Raw genomic sequence first — 20165 nt, forward strand, 5'->3', positions numbered from 1 at the left:
GGAGGTTGCAACTATGCGGCATAGCAGCTTGGGCGGCAAATGGTTCGATATCGCCAACTATTCGTTTCTGGCATTGGTGGCACTCTGCATGATGCTGCCCATTATGTATATTGTGGCAGGCTCATTTGCATCGGAAATCGAAATCGGCAGTCGGTCGTTTTTTCTGATTCCGCAGAACATCACGTTTAATGCTTATGAGTACGTGTTCAAGGATCATACCTTGCCGCGCAGTTTATTGGTATCCGTATTTATTACGGTAGCGGGTACTCTCGTTAATTTGTTCTTCACCTTTACCTTCGCCTACGGTTTATCGCGCAGGAACATGCTGGGTCGAAATGTGATGATGAATATGATTATTTTCTCGATGGTATTCAGTGGCGGGATGATTCCAACTTATTTGGTCGTAAAAAACATGGGGCTGCTCAACTCCTACTGGGCCGTGATGCTTCCTGTAGCGATCAACGCATTTAATCTGATCGTCATCAAGTCTTTTTTTCAGGAAATCCCGAATGAGCTGATCGAATCCGCACGGATGGATGGCTGCAACGATTTGGGTGTGCTATGGCGGGTTGTACTGCCTTTATCGAAGCCGGTTATTGCTACGTTTGGCCTGTTTTATGCAGTGAGTCACTGGAACGATTTTTTCAATGCGCTGCTGTACTTAAGTGATTCGAAGATGTGGCCGATGCAGGTTCTGCTCCGACAGATGATTTTGCTGGCTTCTGGCTCACTCGATATGTCGACCATGGATCTGACTTATGTGAAGCCTCCTGATCAATCGATCAAGATGGCCGTCGTCGTTGTCGGCACAGTTCCTATTTTATTGGTTTATCCGTTTATTCAGAAGCATTTTGCCAAGGGTGTCCTGTTGGGTGCTGTCAAAGGTTAAGGCTTCGGATAGATGATCCTCATAGCTCAGCATGCAAATCCAGTTTGATCCAAAAGGGAGGAAATATCGTATGAAATGGGTTCAAAAACCAACACGTTCATTGTTTGCTTTGACCAGTATGGCTGTAACCGTAAGTGTTATCGCAGGCTGCAGCAGCTCTCCCGCCGCACCTCCGGCCAGTGCTCCGGCTACCCCAACGGCATCAACTGCCAAGCCGGGTGACGCCCCCAAGACGGCAGAGCCGCCTTTCAAGCTCAGCATGATGCTGAAAAGCTATTCCAATGATAACGCTTCTGCGGAAAGTAAAGTGTGGAAGCAAGTAGAGGAATATACGAACACCAAGCTGGATCTGCAGTTTGTACCTGATGCCTCCTACCTGGATAAGATGAACATTACGTTGGCATCCGGTTCCATGCCTGCCGCTATCTTTGTGGTGAATGTGAAGCTTCCATCAGTTGCCAATGCGATTAAAGGCGGCGCCTTCTGGGAAGTGGGCCCGTATCTGAAGGACTATCCGAATTTGAGCAAGGCCAATCCGACGATATTGAACAACACCTCGGTGAATGGCAAGTATTATGGTCTGTATACGACCCGTCCAATTGGACGCATGGGTATATCCTACCGCAAGGACTGGCTGGATAATCTGGGAATGGCCGAACCCAAAACGATTGATGACTTTTACAATATGCTGAAGGCGTTTACTACCAAGGACCCGGACAAAAATGGCAAGGATGACACCTACGGCATGGTAGTGACCAAATATTCCGGCCCATGGGATATTATGCAGACCTGGTTTGGGGCGCCTAATAAGTGGGGTGTGAAGGACGGTAAGCTGGTTCCTGCTCATCTGACCACCGAGTATATGGATGCACTTAAATTTTACAAAAAATTGTATGATGAAAAGCTGATCAATCAGGATTTTGCCGTATATGATTCTGCCAAATGGAACGATCCAATTGTGAACGGAAAGGCCGGAGTAGCTGTTGATGTGGCGGACCGTTCCTATCAAATCGACGAGAAGCTGAAGACGGTTGATCCCAAGGGAGCGATAGATATCATTGGCGCTGTGAGCGGTCCAACAGGGCTTCACAATCAACCGACGACCGGTTATGCAGGTGTATTCCTCATATCCAAATCTGCTGTCAAGACTGAGGCTGAGCTGAAGAAAGTTTTGCAGTTCTTTGACAAGTCGAACGATAAGGAGATGCAGGCTCTACTTGGTTACGGTATTGAAGGCACGCATTACAAAATGGACAACGGCAAGCTGGCTCCACTCTTAACGATTAATGACAATATGGCTCCCGATATTAATAACAAAAACTTGAATCAAATTTCCTTGCAGATTCCTTATATTATCCCTGAATTGTTTCCACCAGCTACGCCTCTTCGCATTAAGGCAAACAACGTGATGAAAGAAAATGAGAAAATCATTGTGTCCAACCCTGGAGAACCGCTGACTTCGGCCACCTTCACCCAGAAGGGAGCTCAGCTGGACCAGATTGTAGAGGATGCTCGTATCAAATATATTGTCGGCAAGGTAGATGAAGCTGGCTTTAAATCGGATATGGAGCTGTGGAAAAAAAGCGGCGGTGATGATTACACGAAGGAAATGAATGAAGCTTATACCGTAATTAAAAAATAAAGGGGGAGATCCGATTGATTGTCACTAGTGGAGCTAAAGGAACAATATGGCCTTCGGAACGGCGCAGTTTTCAGGACCAGTTAACCGGGGTAACCGTGACCCAATTGACAGATTATCGTTCTCACAGCTTTCATATTTATTTTACGAATAACGGTTTTTACGGGGAAGGCAAGCTGCTCTTTGGTTCGGACCGCGGGAACGTCACAAATCTGTTCAGTATGAATCTGCACACTGGCGAAATGACCCAATTGACCGATCTGCAGCGTGGTTTGGCTTCACGGATTCAGGGGACGTTTCTCAACCCGGCTCGTTCTGAGGCTTATTATTATTATAACCGGACGATTGTAGCCATTGATTTGCAAACGCTGGAGGAGCGTACGCTGTACACGGTTCCGGATGGATATACGTTTGGCAGTATGAGCTGTACCTCCGATGGCAATAAGCTGTGTTTTGGTCTCAACGAGGATTTGTCAGGCCGTATCCATATGGATATGTCCAACGGTTATACAGGGTTCGAAGCGTACTTCAGTGCGAAGCCGCATTGTATGATTATGGAGGTTTCGACTGCAAGTGGAGTGGTCCAGAAGCTGTATGAGGATCAGCTGTGGTTAGGTCATATCAATACCTCCCCCACGCAGCCGAACCTGCTTACCTTTTGCCATGAAGGTCCATGGGATATGATTGATCATCGCATCTGGGTGTTCGATATGAATTCCGGTCGTCATTGGAAGGTAAGGGACACAAAGCCTAATGAATATGTGGGCCATGAGTATTGGATGAAAGATGGTATCCATATCGGGTATCATGGCTATACGGGATCGCTGACGGATCATAACGGTAAAATTATCGGTTCGGTCCACTATGATAATAGTCATGTTGAGGAATACAGCTTTCCATTTCAAAATATGCATGTCCATTCGAATGACTTGAACCTCGTCGTTGGGGATGGACAACAAACAAATGCTTATCATGGGCAGCAGCTTCAGGATACGCTGCAGCTATGGAAACATGATGGTTCCGGCTTTCAGGGACCCCGTATTCTTTGCAAGCATCGTGGCAGCTTTCATACACAGAGTCTGCATGTGCATCCGAGATTAAGCCCAGATGGGCAGCGTGTGCTCTTCACGAGCGATATGTCAGGCTATGGCAATTTGTATATGGTTGATGTGCCTGAATTTGAGACACTGCCTGAACATAAGTTAGACTAGACGGTAAAAAACTGTATGACGAATGATTATGGTGACACCGCGGTTGTACAGCAGGACAATTTATGATAGTATGGTAATAATTTCAATTCGCCAGGGGAAGCACCTCTCTTACATCTCATGTAGGAGGGTGCTTTTTTTGCGTTTGAAATAACTTGTATAGGAGGGCTGTCGAATGAACTTATTATTTTTAAACAGCTTGGAGAAGCGGGTTTCGGAGGATCGTAGCGTAAGTGCACAGGTATCGATAGGTGAGAGTCAGGGAAGCTGGTACGTAGGCTGGCAGGAAACGAAACCTGATGGTCGTCAGGTACAGGAATCATGGTTTGAAGGGCACAGCTGGGAAGATATGCTGGCAGCATTTCGTCACAATATTTTCACCAAGCAGTGTGACGGTTTTCAGCCGTTGCTGGAAGTAGCGATGCTGCCGGAAATTACAGCGCTTGACCGCAAGACAGCACGAATTCAATTGCTCGCCTATTATAGCGAAATTCACGCCAATGAGGAGCTGTATGAAAAGCTGCGGCAGTGGCGGCTCAAGCAAGCCAGCAGAGAAAGCAAGGCGCCATTTCTGGTTGCAACGAACAGGCTGCTGCGAATGGTCAGTGTCTATTTGCCGCGCACAATGGAAGAGCTTAAGCAGCTGCCGGGCATGGGCGTTAATAAATCGAATGCCTATGGGACCGAGCTGCTCAGTATAATCCAGGATCAAGAGCGGTCAACACCATTCCCGCTGGATTGGGTTGAAGAGCAAGTGAATCCTGCCGAATTCAACAGTTGGCTGGAGCAGGAGAAGGGACGTAAACGCAAGCTGCAGGAGAATAAGCAGGAGATCCGCAGCAAGCTATTGGAAGCGATTACCCGAGGTGACGGCCTGGATGCATTAAGGGAGCAGACCCAGCTGGAGCGACGCGATTTGCTGCTGTGGATTGAGGAGTTGGACAAGGAGGGTTATGATATGGAGCCTTATATCGAGGCTATTCTTCATGATGTGCCTGCTGAAGAGCAATCACTGGCATGGACCGCTTTTGAACAAAAAGGCGATCGTTATTTGAAGCCTATTCTGCAAGCGGTATATGTACCGGAGGCGCTGCAAGGCAAGGAATTAGACCGGATGTATGAGTGGCTGAGAGTGCTTCGTATGAAATTTCGCCGCGTACATGCGGAGCAAGCGATTGAGGCTGGTTAAGGCTTACAGTATAATTAACCATGACTCTACTTGACATACAAAAAGAGGTCTTCTCCATGGAGATGGCCTCTGGTTTCTTAAGCTTGTACCTATTCGATATCGGAGCCCGCCTACTTAACAACCAGCACCGGTATTTTCGCATGATGGAGAATTTCCGAGCTGACACTACCGAGTAGGATTTCTTTAAAGGTGCCAAACCCTCGGCTGCCAACAATAATCAGGTCAGCATGATTAGCTTCCGCATAATCCAGAATGACTCTTGCCGGTGCCCCTCCATCCAATAAAGTAGCGGAGGTCTTGTCCAGATTCGAGATCAGCAGCTTTGCTTCATCTACGAGTTCATTTGCTGCTTGATACAATTCTGTTTGGACAACGGCAGGACCGGTAATGACGGCATCATTCAGCACCAGATTGGAGACTTGGAATACGTGAACAACCTCCAATTCTGAATCCGCAAATACTGATTTCATCTCGATTGCTTTATTTAATGCAATTTTTGCCGTTTCCGAACCGTCATATGCCACGATAATTTTATTGAACATAGAAGCTCACCTCTGTTAGTAGTATACCCACCTATTACCCTTAAAATCAGGATGTGAAGCGAGTGCAATCCAAATCATCCAAAACGGTTACTTATATGTATGAGAAACTCCTGTGCATTGGAATGAAGGTTCCAGGCACAGGAGTCAATTTGAGAACAACAAGTCGTTTCAACTCACAGCCATTCCTTTTTGCGAAACAAAACGAACATGGACATACCTACGATAAACATGAAAATAACGGCTGCAATCCCGCCATATTCCCAGTGAAGACCAGGGACATATTCGAAATTCATTCCATAAATACCGGTAATAAACGTCAGTGGCATAAATATGGTCGTCAGCGCAGTAAATATACGCATAATTTCATTTGCTCGGTTGGAAAGACTTGACTGATAAGCCTCACGTAAGTTACCCATCAGATCGCGAAAGGTGTCGAACGTTTCAGAAATTTTGACGGCATTTTCGTAAATATCGCCAAAATATTTTTTGAGCGGATCGCTGATCAGCTTCAGTTCTTTTTTATTCAGGGTTGAGATCACATCACGCTGTGGGCCGAGCACCTTTTTCAACCACAGGATTTCGCTTCGCAGACCAATAATCTCGTTCAAATGGGATTTCTTTGTATGCATCAAGATATCTTCTTCAAGCTTCTCGATCTTCGCTTCGATACGATCGCCTACATTGGTATAATTATCCACAACCAGATCTATTAAGTGATATAAAAAAGTGTCCGCAGAGGCAACCTCTTCTTCCCATAGTACAGGCTTCAGGGCACGCAGCTCATTAATCTTTTGACGGGTTACCGTTATAATATAATGCTTGCCAAGAAAAATATTCAAAGCCCGCAGGAAAATTTCTTCATCATCAAAACGAATGCTGTTGACCACGATAAAATAATTGGAGTCGTACAGCTCAATTTTGGGGCGCTGTTCCTCTTCCGTCAAGCAGTCCTCGACGGCCAGCTCATGAAGGTGATACAGCGGTTGTAAAATTTCCAAATCCTCGACATCTGCGTCGATCCAGTAGAACCCGTGTTCCGGCGCTTCCATGGCTGTCGTAATATCCTCCACCAAAGTGAAAATGCCGTCCTGCACCAAGCGTGTTTTCATTCTGATTCACCTCTTCACATGATTTACTTGAGAGGAAATACAGGCGGAAGAAACGACGCTAACTTCATGCGGACAGCTTTATACCGGGCAGACAAGGTTTTATATAGAGTGGATTTAGGTCCACGTCAAATACGCTTGTGTTGGCAAAGTATTGCTGGGCGCATGAGAATCAGCGGCGTAAGCCAACTGCATTCCTAACGATCTATTCGGTTGGTTGTGAACGTAGATACTACTCGTCGGGTCTCCGTCCATTCGTTGGTTGCACCCCTTTGCTATTGGTGTCGAATACTTGTCTAGTATAAACCTACATGCCTTGCACAGCAAGGTGGAAACGATAAAATTAATATGTTTTTTTGAGCCCTTGATACAGTATGCAAAATGCTGGCGGAGGTGCTCCTTCTATCCAATTGCATGAAATGTGAAAATGAAATTTATACGGCGCTCTTGACTTTAATGAGGTTGTAGTAAATAATATAAAGAAAAATATAAAATTACTTTTCTTATCAAGAGCAGGTGGAGGGACTAGCCCGATGACACCCGGCAACCGACAAACCGTTGGCATATCGCGTAAGCGTATGACAGTGGAATGCACGGTGCTAATTCTTGCGGAAGCGAACATAGCTTCTGAGAGATGAGAGAGGACATTGTTATTGATAACAAGGCCTTTCTCGTTCGCGCGAAAAGGTCTTTTTAGCGTCCTTTTGCGTAAAAAACGATTACTTACTCAAGAAGGAGTGAATTACCATGCCTATCAAAATCCCTGATCACTTGCCAGCCAAAGAAATTTTATTGAACGAAAATATATTTGTGATGAGCGAGACCGAAGCCTTTCATCAGGATATTCGTCCTCTGCGTATCGCTATTTTGAACTTGATGCCGACGAAGGAGACGACCGAGACCCAAATTTTGCGTCTGATCGGCAACACACCCGTACAATTGGAATTTGTACTGCTGCACCCGGGTTCGCATACCTCGAAGAATACATCTGCTGAGCATCTGGAGCAATTTTACAAAACCTTTAACGATGTTCGCAAAGAAAGATTTGACGGCTTGATCATTACCGGAGCGCCTGTCGAGCAGTTGGAATTTGAAGATGTGAATTATTGGGAAGAGCTGAAGCAAATTATGGATTGGAGCACGGAAAATGTGACTTCGACCTTGCATATTTGTTGGGCCGCTCAGGCAGGCTTGTACCATCATTTTGGAGTTCCCAAATATCCATTGGACAGCAAAATGTTCGGGGTATTCCCACACGTAACGAGCAAGCAAAATGTAAAGCTGCTGCGCGGCTTCGATGAGCTGTTCTGGGTGCCTCAATCCCGTCATACGGAGGTTCGCAGAGAGGATATCGAGAAGATTGCAGCCTTGGAGATTTTGTCCGAATCACCGGAGGCAGGCGTGTACATCGCGGCTACGCAGGACGGCAAGCATATCTTCGTCACGGGACATTCCGAATATGATGCGTGTACGCTGAAGTATGAATATGACCGTGATATTAATAAAGGCATGGAAGTGGCGGTTCCTAAAAACTACTATCCCAATGATGATCCGACCAAGGAACCGCTCGTTTCGTGGAGGGCACACGCCAATTTGTTATTTTCCAACTGGTTGAACTATTATGTATATCAAGAGACACCATACGATTTGTATAAAGGGGAGTATAGTATATGAGCAACGGGCAAGATCAAGATAAGCTATTGAAAATAGAAAGCAGATTAGCACAAATCGGTTCACAGGAGGAGCCGGTAACGGGAGCTGTCAGCTTCCCGGTATACCAAGCTACGGCGTTTCGTCATCCGAAGCTGGGACAAAGCACGGGGTTCGATTACTCCCGAACCAAAAACCCGACACGCAAAGTACTTGAGGATGCGATTGCCGAGCTGGAATCCGGAGACGCGGGTTTTGCCTGCAGCTCCGGTATGGCGGCCCTGCAAACGATATTTGCTCTATTCAGTCAAGGTGATCATCTGATCGTATCCCTGGATCTGTACGGTGGCACGTATCGGTTGCTGGAAAAAATTATGTCACGGTTTGGTGTAACTGCCTCTTATGTAGATACCAATGATCTGGATGCATTGGAGTCGCACTTTACCGCGAATACGAAGGCAATCGTGATCGAAACGCCGACCAACCCCTTAATGATGATTACGGATCTTGAGCTCGTATGTAGCTGGGCGAAGAAGAAAAATGTACTGACAATCGTTGATAATACGCTATTAACCCCGTTCTTCCAGCGTCCGATTGAGCTTGGGGCGGATATTATTATTCACAGCGCGACCAAATATCTGGGTGGACATAACGATGTGCTGGCGGGTTTGATCGTAACCAAAGGCCAACAATTATCTGAGCAAATGGCGTTCTTACATAATTCAATAGGCGCTGTATTAGGTCCCCAGGACAGCTGGTTACTGATGAGAGGTATGAAAACATTGGCTCTTCGTATGGAGCGCCATCAATATAATGCGACACGGATCGCTGAGTTTCTATTGACGCATCCTTGTGTAGACTCTGTATATTACCCGGCACTCACCAGCCATCCGGGATATGAAATACAGAAGAAGCAGTCCTCAGGTAACGCTGGAATTTTCTCCTTTAAGCTAAAGGATGCCAGATACGTCGAACCGATTCTTCGCCATATCAAGCTGATTGCTTTTGCCGAAAGCCTTGGTGGCGTGGAGTCGTTGATGACCTACCCTGCTGTACAGACGCATGCTGATATTCCGGTAGAGATCCGTGAAAGAATTGGATTGGACGACCGTTTACTGCGTTATTCTGTAGGTATAGAGCATGTTGAGGATCTAATTGCGGATTTATCCAGAGCGATTGATTTGGCCCAAGCAGAAATCGAAGGGGCTTGATAGCAGAGAAGTTAAGCAGCAGCCGTTAATAAAGAAGTTCTTATTCTTTGTCGAATAATGACAATTCATGTAGCCGATGGAATGACAGTTGACATTCATTGGCTATTTTTTTAATATTTGCAAAGAAACGCTTTCATTTTTTGCTTTTTTGTATTCACTCCGTGTTCATTCATGATATGATCAAAACTAGATAATTGAAATGATTTCAACCTTAGTCAGAGGGGGAGAACAATGCAGTCTGCCTTACAGAAGTGGAAAGAAAGATTGAAATACCTGTACCTTCTTCCTTTATCCAACGAGTCTTTGAAATATTTCCCCCCAGACTTTACTATCCGTGATCCCATTGTATCGATGATTAAGCAGTACCGTCGAAAAGGGCAGCCCATCGGTATGATTTTATTTTATATGGAGGAGTTTCACCACTTATTTGCTACTCATCCATACCCCTATATTCAAAATCTGCAGAAGCTTGTACGTGAAAAGCTGCTCGAAATACTACCCCGTTACTTCAAAAGCTCGAACCTTCTAGGCATTAAACAGTTCGCAAGCGATGATTTCTGCATGTTTATTAAGGAGTATCCTGGCTTTAGCTTTGACGATTTGCAGCGCAAAGCACTTTTAATGCGGCAGGAGCTGGAGCAAAGCCTGCGTATTCCGATGAGACCCAATGAGGATACGATCTATTCCTTTCAAACCGGATGCCATATCATAGGAATGGATATTGAAAATACGGAAGCCGCTATTCGCAGTTCTTATCATTATGCATTAGCGATTGCGACAAAGAAGCTGCCTTCACACTTTTCCAAGTCCAGACAAGAGCTGCTTGATATTATTGAGCTGGAAAAAATCACTGTGCTGGCTCAACCGATAATGAGTTTGAACAGCGGTGAAATTTTTGGATGGGAGATATTGACGCGCGGCCCATTGAATTCGGTTTTTCATACGCCTACAGAGCTTTTTGATTTTGCCTATCAAGCTGACTTATTGTCTAAAATGGAATTTATTGTAATGAAAAAAGCGTTCGAGGAAATAAGCAAACGTGGCATCCGTGAACAAGTATTCATTAATGTAACTCCTGTGACGTTATGTCATCCTTTATTTTTGAATCAACTTCTAATGGTTTTGTCGGCTTACGATAATATATCGGCTTCGCAGATTATATTGGAGATTACGGAGCGGCATTCAATTCGCGATTTTGCTTACATGGGCGCTTTGATGGCGAACTACCGCTCGCATGGCTTCCGATTCGCTGTGGATGATGCAGGAGCGGGTTACTCCAGCTTGCAATCGATATCCGAGCTTATACCCGATATCATCAAGATCGATAAATCCGTTATTCAAAATATAGATCAACTCGTGGTGAAGCAGTATCTGCTTCGTGCGCTGCTGTTATTCGCCGAGAATATAAACTGCCAGGTTATTGCCGAAGGTATAGAAAGTCAAGGAGAAGCGGATATTTTATATGAAATGCATGTACATATGGGACAAGGGTTTTATTTTGCAAGACCTGAACCGATCGTTGCTTATCAGGAACGTATGCTGCAATGCCGTTCTATTACGGAAAAAATCCAGCAAAACCGCCAAATATGCAGCGTAATCGCATAACCATGACTATGAAAAGTTTGTGAATGGTAAGCACTGCTTGCTCGTTCACAGGCTCTTTTTTAATGACGGGGCTTTTTTATTGTGATACGATAGTTATATGATAAACTTCAAAAGGAGTGAGCAGAGAATGAGTTCCATAGACCACATCCTTGATCGTGCTGTCGCGGGAAACAGAATCAGTCTGGAAGACTGTGTAAGCTTATATGAATCCGATCAGATCGAAAAGATGGGCCATGCCGCCAATCAGATCATGTTAAAGCACCATCCAGATCCAATCACTACTTTTGTTATTGGTCGAAATATTAATTACACGAACATCTGTGATGTATACTGCCGTTTCTGTGCTTTCTACCGTGCGCCTGGCTCCAAGGAAGGCTACGTGCTGCCGGATGAAACGATTTTCCAAAAGATACAGGAAACGCTAGATGTCAGAGGTACAGAAATATTGATGCAGGGTGGAACAAATCCGAATTTGCCTTTCACTTACTATACAAATCTGCTTCGTGAGATCAAGAAACGTTTCGATATTACGATGCACTCCTTCTCACCAGCCGAAATTATGAAAATGAAGGATGTCTCGGACGGTCTGACGCTTGAAGAGGTCATTCGTGAGCTTCATGCGGCTGGTCTGGACTCCCTGCCAGGCGGCGGAGCTGAAATCCTCGATGATCGTACCCGTAGAAAAATCAGTCGGCTTAAGGGCTCCTGGCGTGATTGGATGGACGTCATGGAAACTGCACATCGCATCGGGATGCATTCCACGGCTACTATGGTTATTGGCTTCGGTGAAACGTCTGAGGAGCGTGCTACGCACTTGCTGCGCGTTCGTGACGGACAAGATCTCTGTATCTCCAATGGTTGGAATACACCAGGCTTCCTGGCCTTTATCTCCTGGACATTCCAGCCAGATAACACCAACATGAAGGGTGAGAAGCTGGGTCCCGAGGCTTACCTGAAAAATCTCGCGATCAGCCGAATCATGCTCGATAATATCCCGAATTTCCAATCGTCATGGGTGACGATGGGGCCGGAGGTCGGCAAGCAATCGCTCCATTATGGATGTAACGACTTCGGAAGCACGATGATTGAAGAAAATGTCGTATCCGCCGCAGGCACCACACACAAGGTTAACATCGGATCGACGCTAGACCTTATTCGTCAGGCAGGCAAAATCCCTGCGCAGCGCAATACGAAATATGAGATTCTGCGTATGTTCGATGATGTCAACGAAAAGATCGATTTTGATTTTGTGATGCAGAACTAGACGCTTGATAAGGGAAGTACGGACGCAATAGGGTAGAAACTTCATCACGTGAAATACGTGTTCAAATTAGAACGCTTATCTATATGAATCCACTGGAGGGATGGTATATGGATAAGCGTTCTTTGTCGTTTGGCCAGAGGTGTTCGTGGCGACAATCCAGATGATACAATAGGAAAAACTCAAGGAGAAGCTGTCCATTATATATGTGACGGACAAATTGGCATATGCGGATGCAAAATCAGACTTCGTTCATTGTATGATGCAGAAACTTGGATTTGAAAACTGAACAAGTGAATAATGTGTACCACTTGTTAAACTGGATTTTATTAACTAAAGTTATTTAAATTTACGTCAAATTGCAGGGATATCACTTATTGTGTAGAATCTTGTAAAAAATAGCATACATATATTGTAGACAGGATTCATGGTTGCTATAACAGCGTTTATGCCAAGGAGACGAGATAAAAATGATCGTTCTGTATTTCATTTTTGCACTTATCTCATTCTACATATGTTATCGTTGCTACGAGACTATGCAAGTCGCGTTATTTTTATTTGGTTTTTATTCATGTGTCGCATGGCTGGTTGCTGTTACTAATGAGGTTGTTCAGTATTATAGATGATACAAGCAGGCCTGTAGTGAACAAAAAAGTAGGCAACGATCTCCAGCGATTACTGGACCGTTGCCTTTTTGTGACCTGTACAAATAATTGTTTGATTGCGACCGCTTCTTTTGGCTTCATACAGGGCCTCGTCCGTGCCCTTGAACAGCATTTCTTTCGTAATTCCCTTTTGAAAATCATAGACACCGATACTAATCGTTACAGCTTGTCCATTCAGCTCCTCATGAGGCTGTGCAGCGATTTGTTTGCGAATGTTCTCTAAGTTTAAAGTAGCCTCCTGCAGATCCATATCGGTAAAAATAATAGCGAATTCCTCACCACCATAGCGGGCAGGAAAATCGTTTAGGGAAACCATCGTTTTTATGGTGAGTGCTACCTTTTTTAACACGGCATCTCCTGCCCGGTGACCAAAGGTATCATTTACTTTTTTAAAGTGATCGATATCCAACAAGGCTAGCTGAAAGGAAAAGTTATACCTTTCTCCCTGTTCGATCAGTTTGTCCAGATATTCATGAAACGACATATGATTATACAGATCAGTCAGTGCATCGGTTTTGGCCAGCTTGTCCATAATCACGTTGCGAACTAGCAGGTCCTGTCCCGATTCCAACGAGGATTGAAGATGCTTCAGCAGTTCCTTGCCGCGGCTCATAATCCCAAGTGCTACTACTAGGCCCCCCAATAATACTCCTGTAACCGCGATTATATCCGATATGATCCATGTGGTTTGTTTATCCAATACTCCATATAGCACATAAAAGCATGACAAACTGAGCAAATAAGAAAATACCACTTTGCTGGTTTGGAAATAAAAGATGGATACGAGAATGGGAAGAAACAAGGTAGTCAATAAGGTATTGACGTGGGGAAATGAGTAGATCAGTCCGCTGGAAATAAAGGCAGCTCCGATAATAACGATGTAGTCTTTACCTCTCTTTGCCCATTTGTGAACGGCTTCAATGACTAGCAAGCCAAGGCACAGCCATAAGGTATTCAGAGTAATAATGGGGACGATAGCGAGGGTGGTGGTAAACCAGGCAATGACATCGTATACACACGTTGATAAGATAGCTAAAGCGATAATTAGCCAAAATCCGGTTAATAATTTTCGATTCCATCGTGGTAGATCAATTAATTGGAATAAATCAAAACCCATGTTTTCCAGTCACTCCATTAATTACACTTTTCTGATTTCTTAACTATACCATGGGAAATTGTTGTTTGTATATATGCCTGCTAGGGACCATATACTTTAACATGAGAAGTGTGAAAGAAAGGAGTGGATGAGATGAAGCTATTCGCCTTTACTCTTATGCAAACCCCCGATTCATCCATAAATCAGATAGAAAATCGGTTAGCGGCGGCTTTGAGAAAAACATACAAGGAGGATGCTTCGGTTAAGCTTTCGAGCTATCGTGAGTATACAGTAATCGAAGCAGCTGGGAACAGGACTCGTTTTTCCACAAAGCAACAAATAGATGCATTGTACCAATTAGCTGCGGAGACCGCGGCGGATTGGGTCATTCAGGATGTGGAAGAGAAACGGATTCGACAGCTTATTATCGATGAATTCCATTACGGAAAAGAAGAGGATATCAGGGATATTCTGAGTTATCTGAAGCCAGAGCTCAGTGAAGATAATCCGGAGCAGCAGGAAATGCGGACACGCCGTAAGCTTAAGGTTAGTCAGCAGCTATTCTCCTTGCTGAAGGATTGCAGCGATTTGAATCTGGATGGTTTTATGCGTTTCCGCTTCAATGACTATATGCAGGAGTTACGTGAAATTGTGGAATATGCCGTAGATGAGTTTTTGATGGATCGGCAGTACAAGGAGTTTATTTCACTGCTGCAATATTTTGTATACATCCAGGAAGCAAAAATTCCATTTGCACACCTGATACATAAAGGCGGCAATGAATTTGAACTGCTTAATGACCATATGGAAGCCATAGATACCAGTGATACGAATGCTACCTTGACAATGGAGTTGCTGGAGAAAGATGTTAATTTTGAAGATTTGATCGTAAGTACGCTCATTTCCGTATCACCGCAATTGATCTACATCCATACGAGAGAACCGGACCTGCAAATTATTCAAACGATCTCGCAGATTTTTGAAAATCGTGTTGAACTGTGCGAATATTGCGGATTATGTCATAATCTTGACCGTTTTGCGGTATCGGATTATAATAAGAGCTAAGACTAGAATCAAAGACAACGATGTATGGCGTGCTGTACAGAGATAGGAGACATTGGCTGCAAGCTCCTTCGGTTAACGACATTCATTTACCCCTTTGTAGTTGCGATATGGAACACGGATTGAACGATTAATGGACGATTCGTAAGTAAATATGGCCGGCTCATTCCCGTTATTGGATGCTTATGAGGATTCGTTCGGTTGGGTTTATACCTATGGACGAATTGAACTAGGGTGGAACCACGAGACCAAGCGCTCTCGTCCCTTACGGGATATGATGCGCTTTTTTTGTTGTCTAAAAACGGTAGATGCTTACGAAGTAAGTTTTCTACGAAAACCAGGTAGATGCTTACGAAGTAAGTTTTCTACGAAAACAGAGCAGATGCTTACGAAGCGAGTTTTCTGCGAAAACTTTTAGGAGGTCAAATCAATGGCGGTAAAGGTTACATTTCCTGACGGAGCGGTTAGGGAGTATGAGCAAGGGACTACGATTGAAGAGGTAGCAGGCTCGATCAGCTCGGGTTTGAAGAAAAATGCAGTGATTGGTAAAATTGATGGCAAATCGGTTGACTTGAACACACCTATCACACAGGATGCTGCATTGGAAATTATCGTATTGGACAGCGAGAGTGGTCTAGAGGTATACCGGCATAGTACAGCGCATCTGATGGCGCAGGCGATCAAACGTATTTATGGTGAAAAGGTTGTTAAACTGGGTATCGGTCCTGTAATTGAGGATGGCTTTTACTATGATATTGATTTGGAAACGCCGCTTACCCCAGAGGATCTGACTAAGATCGAAAAGGAAATGGAAAAGGTAGCTCAGGAGAACTTCCCGATTCGTCGTCGCGAAGTCAGTCGTGAGGAAGCCATTCGTATATTTACTGAAATGGAAGATCCTTTAAAGCTGGAATTGATCCGTGATTTGCCTGAGGACTCTGTGCTGACTATTTATGATCAAGGTGAGTTTTTTGACTTGTGCCGCGGCCCACATTTGCCTTCAACTGGACGTATTAAAGCGTTCAAGCTGCTTAGCGTTGCTGGTGCTTATTGGCGTGGTGATGCAAAGAATAAAATGCTGCAACGTATTTACGGAACAGCCTTTTTGAAAAAATCCGATCTGGATGAGCATTTGCATCTGCTGGAGGAAGCCAAGAAACGCGACCACCGAAAGCTGGGTAAAGAGCTGAAAATGTTCACTTTTTCCCGTGAGGTTGGACAAGGCTTGCCATTATGGCTGCCTCATGGAGCCAAGCTGCGTCGCACTATGGAACGCTATATCGTCGATCTGGAAGAGCGTCTTGGCTACCAGCACGTATACACGCCAGTACTAGCCAATGTGGAGCTGTACAAAACCTCCGGACACTGGGAGCATTACCAGGAAGACATGTTCCCCAAAATGATTATGGACAATGAAGAGCTGGTGCTTCGTCCTATGAACTGTCCGCATCATATGATGATCTATAAGAGCGATATGCGCAGCTATCGCGACCTGCCTGTTCGTGTGGCCGAGCTTGGGATGATGCATCGTTATGAGATGTCGGGGGCTCTGACGGGCTTGCACCGTGTGCGTGCAATGAATTTGAATGATGCTCACATTTTCTGTCGTCCCGACCAGATCAAGGAAGAGTTCAGCCGGGTTATTACTTTGATCCGTCAGGTGTATGAGGATTTTGGTATTAAGGAATATCGTTTCCGCTTGTCCTATCGTGATCCTAAAGATACCGAAAAATATTTTAACGACGATGCCATGTGGGAAATGTCTCAGCGTATGCTGAAAGAGGTTGTTGAGGAGTTGAATATTCCTTACTTTGAAGCAGAAGGCGAAGCGGCTTTCTACGGACCGAAAGTGGATGTGCAGATCAAGACTGCATTGAAAAAAGAAGAAACGCTCGGAACCGTTCAGCTTGACTTCCTGCTGCCTGAGCGCTTCCAGCTCGAATATGTGGGTGAGGATGGTCAAAAGCATCGTCCTGTCGTTATCCACCGTGGCGTAATTTCCACTATGGAGCGGATGACAGCATTCCTGCTTGAGAACTTTGCCGGTGCACTGCCGACTTGGCTTTCTCCGGTTCAGGCTAAGGTTATTCCTGTTTCTACGGCATTTGAAGATTATGCCAAGAAAGTCGAAGAAAAGCTTCAACTGGCTGGTGTTCGTGTTGAATCTGATTTGCGTAATGAAAAGCTGGGTTATAAAATCCGTGAGGCGCAGCTGGAGAAAATCCCTTATATGCTCGTTGTAGGTGAAAATGAAATGAACAACTCCAGTGTATCTGTCCGTAAACGCGGCGAAGGTGATCTGGGTGTTCAGAGCTTGGATAGTGTAGTAGCGATGATCGAGGAAGCTATTCGCAACAAGGTTATTGATTAATAAAGCTCAACGGACCAATCCTTCAGGGGGCTGGTCCGTTTTGTATTTCTGCTGGTGCTTGTATATGTTTAAACGCTAACACTTGCCAAATGCTTTATTCGCTGATTGATATGGTTTCCTTGATGTAGCCCGCCATGGTAGCAAATGACGTTCTGAATATCAAATGATTCCAGCTTCTGCAGCGATTGTATGGCTTGCCTGATATCCAGAGCATGCTCAGGAGTCGGTCCCTGCAATTGTCCATCAATAACGACCAGCGCATCGGCTGCAATTAAGGTTTTACTTGCTTTGTGATACAGGCTAATATGTCCCGGGGTGTGGCCGGGAGTATCGATAATGATAATACCCTCACAGTAAGGCAGCTCCTGCTCATTTTGAATGATATTATCGACCTGAGCTTTTGGTGGATTTTCAAGAGCTGATCTGAATGCTTTGCGCCATTCTAAGGGTACCTCCGCTGGCAAGGATGCGACAGCAAGCTCGATAGCTTCCGGTGTAATCTTTAATAATTGCTTTTCGCCTTGGATGTACGGCTGTTCCAGCTTGTTGGCTGAGACTGTAATGGTTTGAGGGCTGTCTGCTAATATATTGGCTAAACTGCCGATATGATCTATGTCCTGATGCGTAATAATAATATGATTGAGCCGATCCCAGGACACATCCTCTTGTTCCAAAGCTTCACGAAATTTGGGCAGCTGTCCCGGATAACCTGTATCAACCAATATGGCTGATTGATGGTCCCATAATAGTGTCGGATATATGGTGTCGAGCTTCCCCATTACAACTGCTGAAATTTCGAGCATCGCTATTCCTGCTGCTATTTTCATAGTATCCCTCCAACCATTTAATGAAGAACTAAGAACTATGTGTCTTGTAATCGGACAGAAATTTTGTGGCACAGAAACGATGCTGCGAACCCGGATACGGAATCCAGTTGGACGCGAATATGTTCGCCCTCGTATGCGAAGCTCAGCTGCAAACAAATATTGCATTCCTCGGCGGGGGATATGTTCTCCTGCTGGATGTCTTCGAAATAAAGATCAAAATGCTGTTCCAGCCCGCCTGTGGATGTATGCCTGATCGTCACGGACAGATTCTTCGGTATGTTACGCCGTTCCTCGGCTTCCATACATACCTTCGTAATTTCATCGTAATGAAACGAGGGGAATAAGCCAAACCTATCGATAACATTCTGAGCTCCTTTTATGGACATGAGCGGTGAGAACGTGCGTTCAAACCGACGTGCGCTCAATAGATGGGACTCATATTGGGGGCTCGTATACAGCAGGATGGAATCAGGACCGCACGCTACTGCCGTTCCGATAAAAGCTGCCCAGATGGGCTTATCCCATTCACCAACGGTTATCATAATCTGATCTTGAGCACGTAGATTTGGCAGATCCGTGTTGAAATGTAGTCGGAAGCATTGTGCCTGCACCTGCCAATCGGTGTTTGGGACAAAACAGATTTCTTCCCGTTCCACGGTTCGAACGCTAACGTTCCACACCCATTCATTTCTCATTCGTTCACCTCCAAGTTGTGTCGCGAAGACCATGAACTCTATGTATCATAATAGTGAACTGAATGAGAGTAGTCAATAATAAAATATTATATTATAACATAAAAATAATTATTTGTCAATAAGTAAAAATGCTTATTTGTGGAAGTTTTTAGTCGATTTGACGAAATGGTATATTTTTTTTCCATTTTGGAGAACCTCCTGTAGTAAGGGGTGGTATATTCAAGTATGTTACCTAAAGCGGTAAATCATGCAAAATGGATCTGCGTAGCAACGATTATGATGCTACTAATCATGATTTTTGAGAAGGAAGAACAAATGACAGTTTCAAGTTGGAGTATTATGGAGTCGGCTGTCATACAACAGCCGCATTCGGAGCCTGCCAGTGTTGCAGCTGTGGAGGTAAGAGATTCGGGGCCTGTGAAGGCGAAACCGGAACCAGTCGGGATTCAAACGTCTGAGATTAATTACTCACGTACGAACAACTATAGCAAATTGCCTAACTTGAATCAGGATTTGTCCAAATACACAGCGACAGAGGTTATTGCTACAGGCTATTTTGCGGGGAAGGAATCGACCGGGAAAAATCCGGGACATCCCGAATACGGGGTCACGTTCTCTGGCCTAAAGGTGCAGCGCAACAAAAATTCACTCTCAACCATCGCGGCCGATCCGACCGTATTCCCGATAGGTTCTGTGCTCTACATACCTGGTTACGGATATGGGGTTGTTGCGGATACAGGGAGTGCGATCAAAGGAAACAGGATCGATCTTTATTTTGAAACAAAGGATCAGGTCTATAAAGAATGGGGTAAAAAAACGCTGCATGTATTTGTCGTGAAAAAGGGTGAGGGCAAAATAACGACAGTGATGTGGAATCAATTAGAGGACGAATTATTGCTATGAGTTACCAAAAAATGATAACATAAAAAATTACCTCGCTACCCATACTATGTTTGTACGGGAGGTGATCATCCATGGCAAAAAACAAAAATAAGAAGCAACAAAATGATACCGAGTTTTCTCAAGAAATTCTAGCCAAAAACGGCAATAGTACAGCTGCAGGTTCTCAGAACGGAACCACTAATACGAAGCCAAATATGAATAGTAGTAAGTAAAGTTTACAGGAATAGCGGAATAACAAGGAGTCGG

At 44.7% G+C, this 20165-nt stretch carries 17 protein-coding genes and 1 riboswitch; of the genes, 12 read left to right on the top strand and 5 right to left on the bottom strand.

The genetic code is table 11. The annotated features are described in order from the left end of the window. Window positions 1-13: 13 nt before the first annotated feature. The 4 genes from OB236_RS29635 (at window position 14) to OB236_RS29650 (ending at window position 4925) form a co-directional block, all read left to right on the top strand. Complete coding sequence (locus OB236_RS29635) at window positions 14-889, top strand: carbohydrate ABC transporter permease (protein WP_262687164.1); 876 nt, start codon at window positions 14-16, stop codon at window positions 887-889. Window positions 890-959: 70 nt separating this feature from the next. Beyond that, window positions 960-2531, top strand: coding sequence for an extracellular solute-binding protein (locus tag OB236_RS29640; RefSeq protein WP_262687165.1), 1572 nt, complete (start codon window positions 960-962; stop codon window positions 2529-2531). Window positions 2532-2545: 14 nt separating this feature from the next. Continuing rightward, the gene (locus OB236_RS29645; RefSeq protein WP_262687166.1) at window positions 2546-3739 is read left to right on the top strand and encodes an oligogalacturonate lyase family protein; all 1194 of its coding nucleotides are present in this window, start codon (window positions 2546-2548) and stop codon (window positions 3737-3739) included. A 172-nt stretch (window positions 3740-3911) separates the two neighbouring features. Continuing rightward, entirely contained in the window at window positions 3912-4925 is a 1014-nt protein-coding gene (locus tag OB236_RS29650; RefSeq protein ID WP_262687167.1) for an HRDC domain-containing protein, read from the top strand. 110 nt (window positions 4926-5035) lie between these two features. On the opposite strand, the gene OB236_RS29655 is transcribed toward OB236_RS29650, so the two are convergent. Together OB236_RS29655 and corA are read right to left on the bottom strand one after the other, a co-directional pair. Continuing rightward, entirely contained in the window at window positions 5036-5467 is a 432-nt protein-coding gene (locus tag OB236_RS29655; RefSeq protein WP_262687168.1) for a universal stress protein, read from the bottom strand. 173 nt (window positions 5468-5640) lie between these two features. Further along, window positions 5641-6576 carry a magnesium/cobalt transporter CorA gene (gene corA / locus OB236_RS29660; protein WP_076236345.1) on the bottom strand — a complete coding sequence of 312 codons (936 nt, stop codon included), beginning with the start codon at window positions 6574-6576 and terminating at the stop codon, window positions 5641-5643. Between the two features lie 497 nt (window positions 6577-7073). Next, window positions 7074-7214: riboswitch (SAM riboswitch) on the top strand. 106 nt (window positions 7215-7320) lie between these two features. Between corA and metA the strand changes: the two genes are divergently transcribed. From metA to mqnC, 4 genes are all read left to right on the top strand, one after another. Then, window positions 7321-8247: a homoserine O-acetyltransferase MetA gene (gene metA / locus OB236_RS29665; RefSeq protein WP_076236344.1), complete on the top strand. Its 927-nt coding sequence runs from the start codon at window positions 7321-7323 to the stop codon at window positions 8245-8247. After that, window positions 8244-9434, top strand: a complete 1191-nt coding sequence (locus tag OB236_RS29670; RefSeq protein WP_262687169.1) for an aminotransferase class I/II-fold pyridoxal phosphate-dependent enzyme — start codon at window positions 8244-8246, stop codon at window positions 9432-9434. Before metA ends, OB236_RS29670 begins: the two co-directional genes overlap by 4 nt. 231 nt (window positions 9435-9665) lie before the next feature. Next, window positions 9666-11039 carry an EAL domain-containing protein gene (locus OB236_RS29675; RefSeq protein WP_262687170.1) on the top strand — a complete coding sequence of 458 codons (1374 nt, stop codon included), beginning with the start codon at window positions 9666-9668 and terminating at the stop codon, window positions 11037-11039. Between the two features lie 127 nt (window positions 11040-11166). Then, the gene (gene mqnC / locus OB236_RS29680; protein WP_076236341.1) at window positions 11167-12303 is read left to right on the top strand and encodes a cyclic dehypoxanthinyl futalosine synthase; all 1137 of its coding nucleotides are present in this window, start codon (window positions 11167-11169) and stop codon (window positions 12301-12303) included. 672 nt (window positions 12304-12975) lie between these two features. Here the strand turns inward: mqnC and OB236_RS29685 are convergent. Then, window positions 12976-14082, bottom strand: a complete 1107-nt coding sequence (locus OB236_RS29685; RefSeq protein WP_262687171.1) for a GGDEF domain-containing protein — start codon at window positions 14080-14082, stop codon at window positions 12976-12978. A gap of 132 nt (window positions 14083-14214) precedes the next feature. Between OB236_RS29685 and ytxC the strand changes: the two genes are divergently transcribed. Then, window positions 14215-15126 carry a putative sporulation protein YtxC gene (ytxC, locus tag OB236_RS29690; protein ID WP_076234625.1) on the top strand — a complete coding sequence of 304 codons (912 nt, stop codon included), beginning with the start codon at window positions 14215-14217 and terminating at the stop codon, window positions 15124-15126. Window positions 15127-15553: 427 nt separating this feature from the next. Then, window positions 15554-17494: a threonine--tRNA ligase gene (gene thrS, locus OB236_RS29695; protein WP_262687173.1), complete on the top strand. Its 1941-nt coding sequence runs from the start codon at window positions 15554-15556 to the stop codon at window positions 17492-17494. 68 nt (window positions 17495-17562) lie between these two features. Here thrS and OB236_RS29700 read toward each other — a convergent pair whose 3' ends face one another. Both OB236_RS29700 and OB236_RS29705 read right to left on the bottom strand, forming a co-directional pair. After that, window positions 17563-18321 carry an MBL fold metallo-hydrolase gene (locus OB236_RS29700; RefSeq protein WP_262687174.1) on the bottom strand — a complete coding sequence of 253 codons (759 nt, stop codon included), beginning with the start codon at window positions 18319-18321 and terminating at the stop codon, window positions 17563-17565. Window positions 18322-18356: 35 nt separating this feature from the next. Further along, the gene (locus tag OB236_RS29705) at window positions 18357-19016 is read right to left on the bottom strand and encodes an immunity 50 family protein (protein WP_262687176.1); all 660 of its coding nucleotides are present in this window, start codon (window positions 19014-19016) and stop codon (window positions 18357-18359) included. Between the two features lie 315 nt (window positions 19017-19331). On the opposite strand from OB236_RS29705, the gene OB236_RS29710 reads away from it, so the two are divergent. Further along, the gene (locus OB236_RS29710) at window positions 19332-19919 is read left to right on the top strand and encodes a 3D domain-containing protein (RefSeq protein ID WP_262687177.1); all 588 of its coding nucleotides are present in this window, start codon (window positions 19332-19334) and stop codon (window positions 19917-19919) included. 71 nt (window positions 19920-19990) lie between these two features. Further along, complete coding sequence (locus OB236_RS29715) at window positions 19991-20131, top strand: hypothetical protein (protein ID WP_179097608.1); 141 nt, start codon at window positions 19991-19993, stop codon at window positions 20129-20131. Window positions 20132-20165 lie beyond the last annotated feature (34 nt).

It is taken from the genome of Paenibacillus baimaensis, from assembly GCF_025567575.1.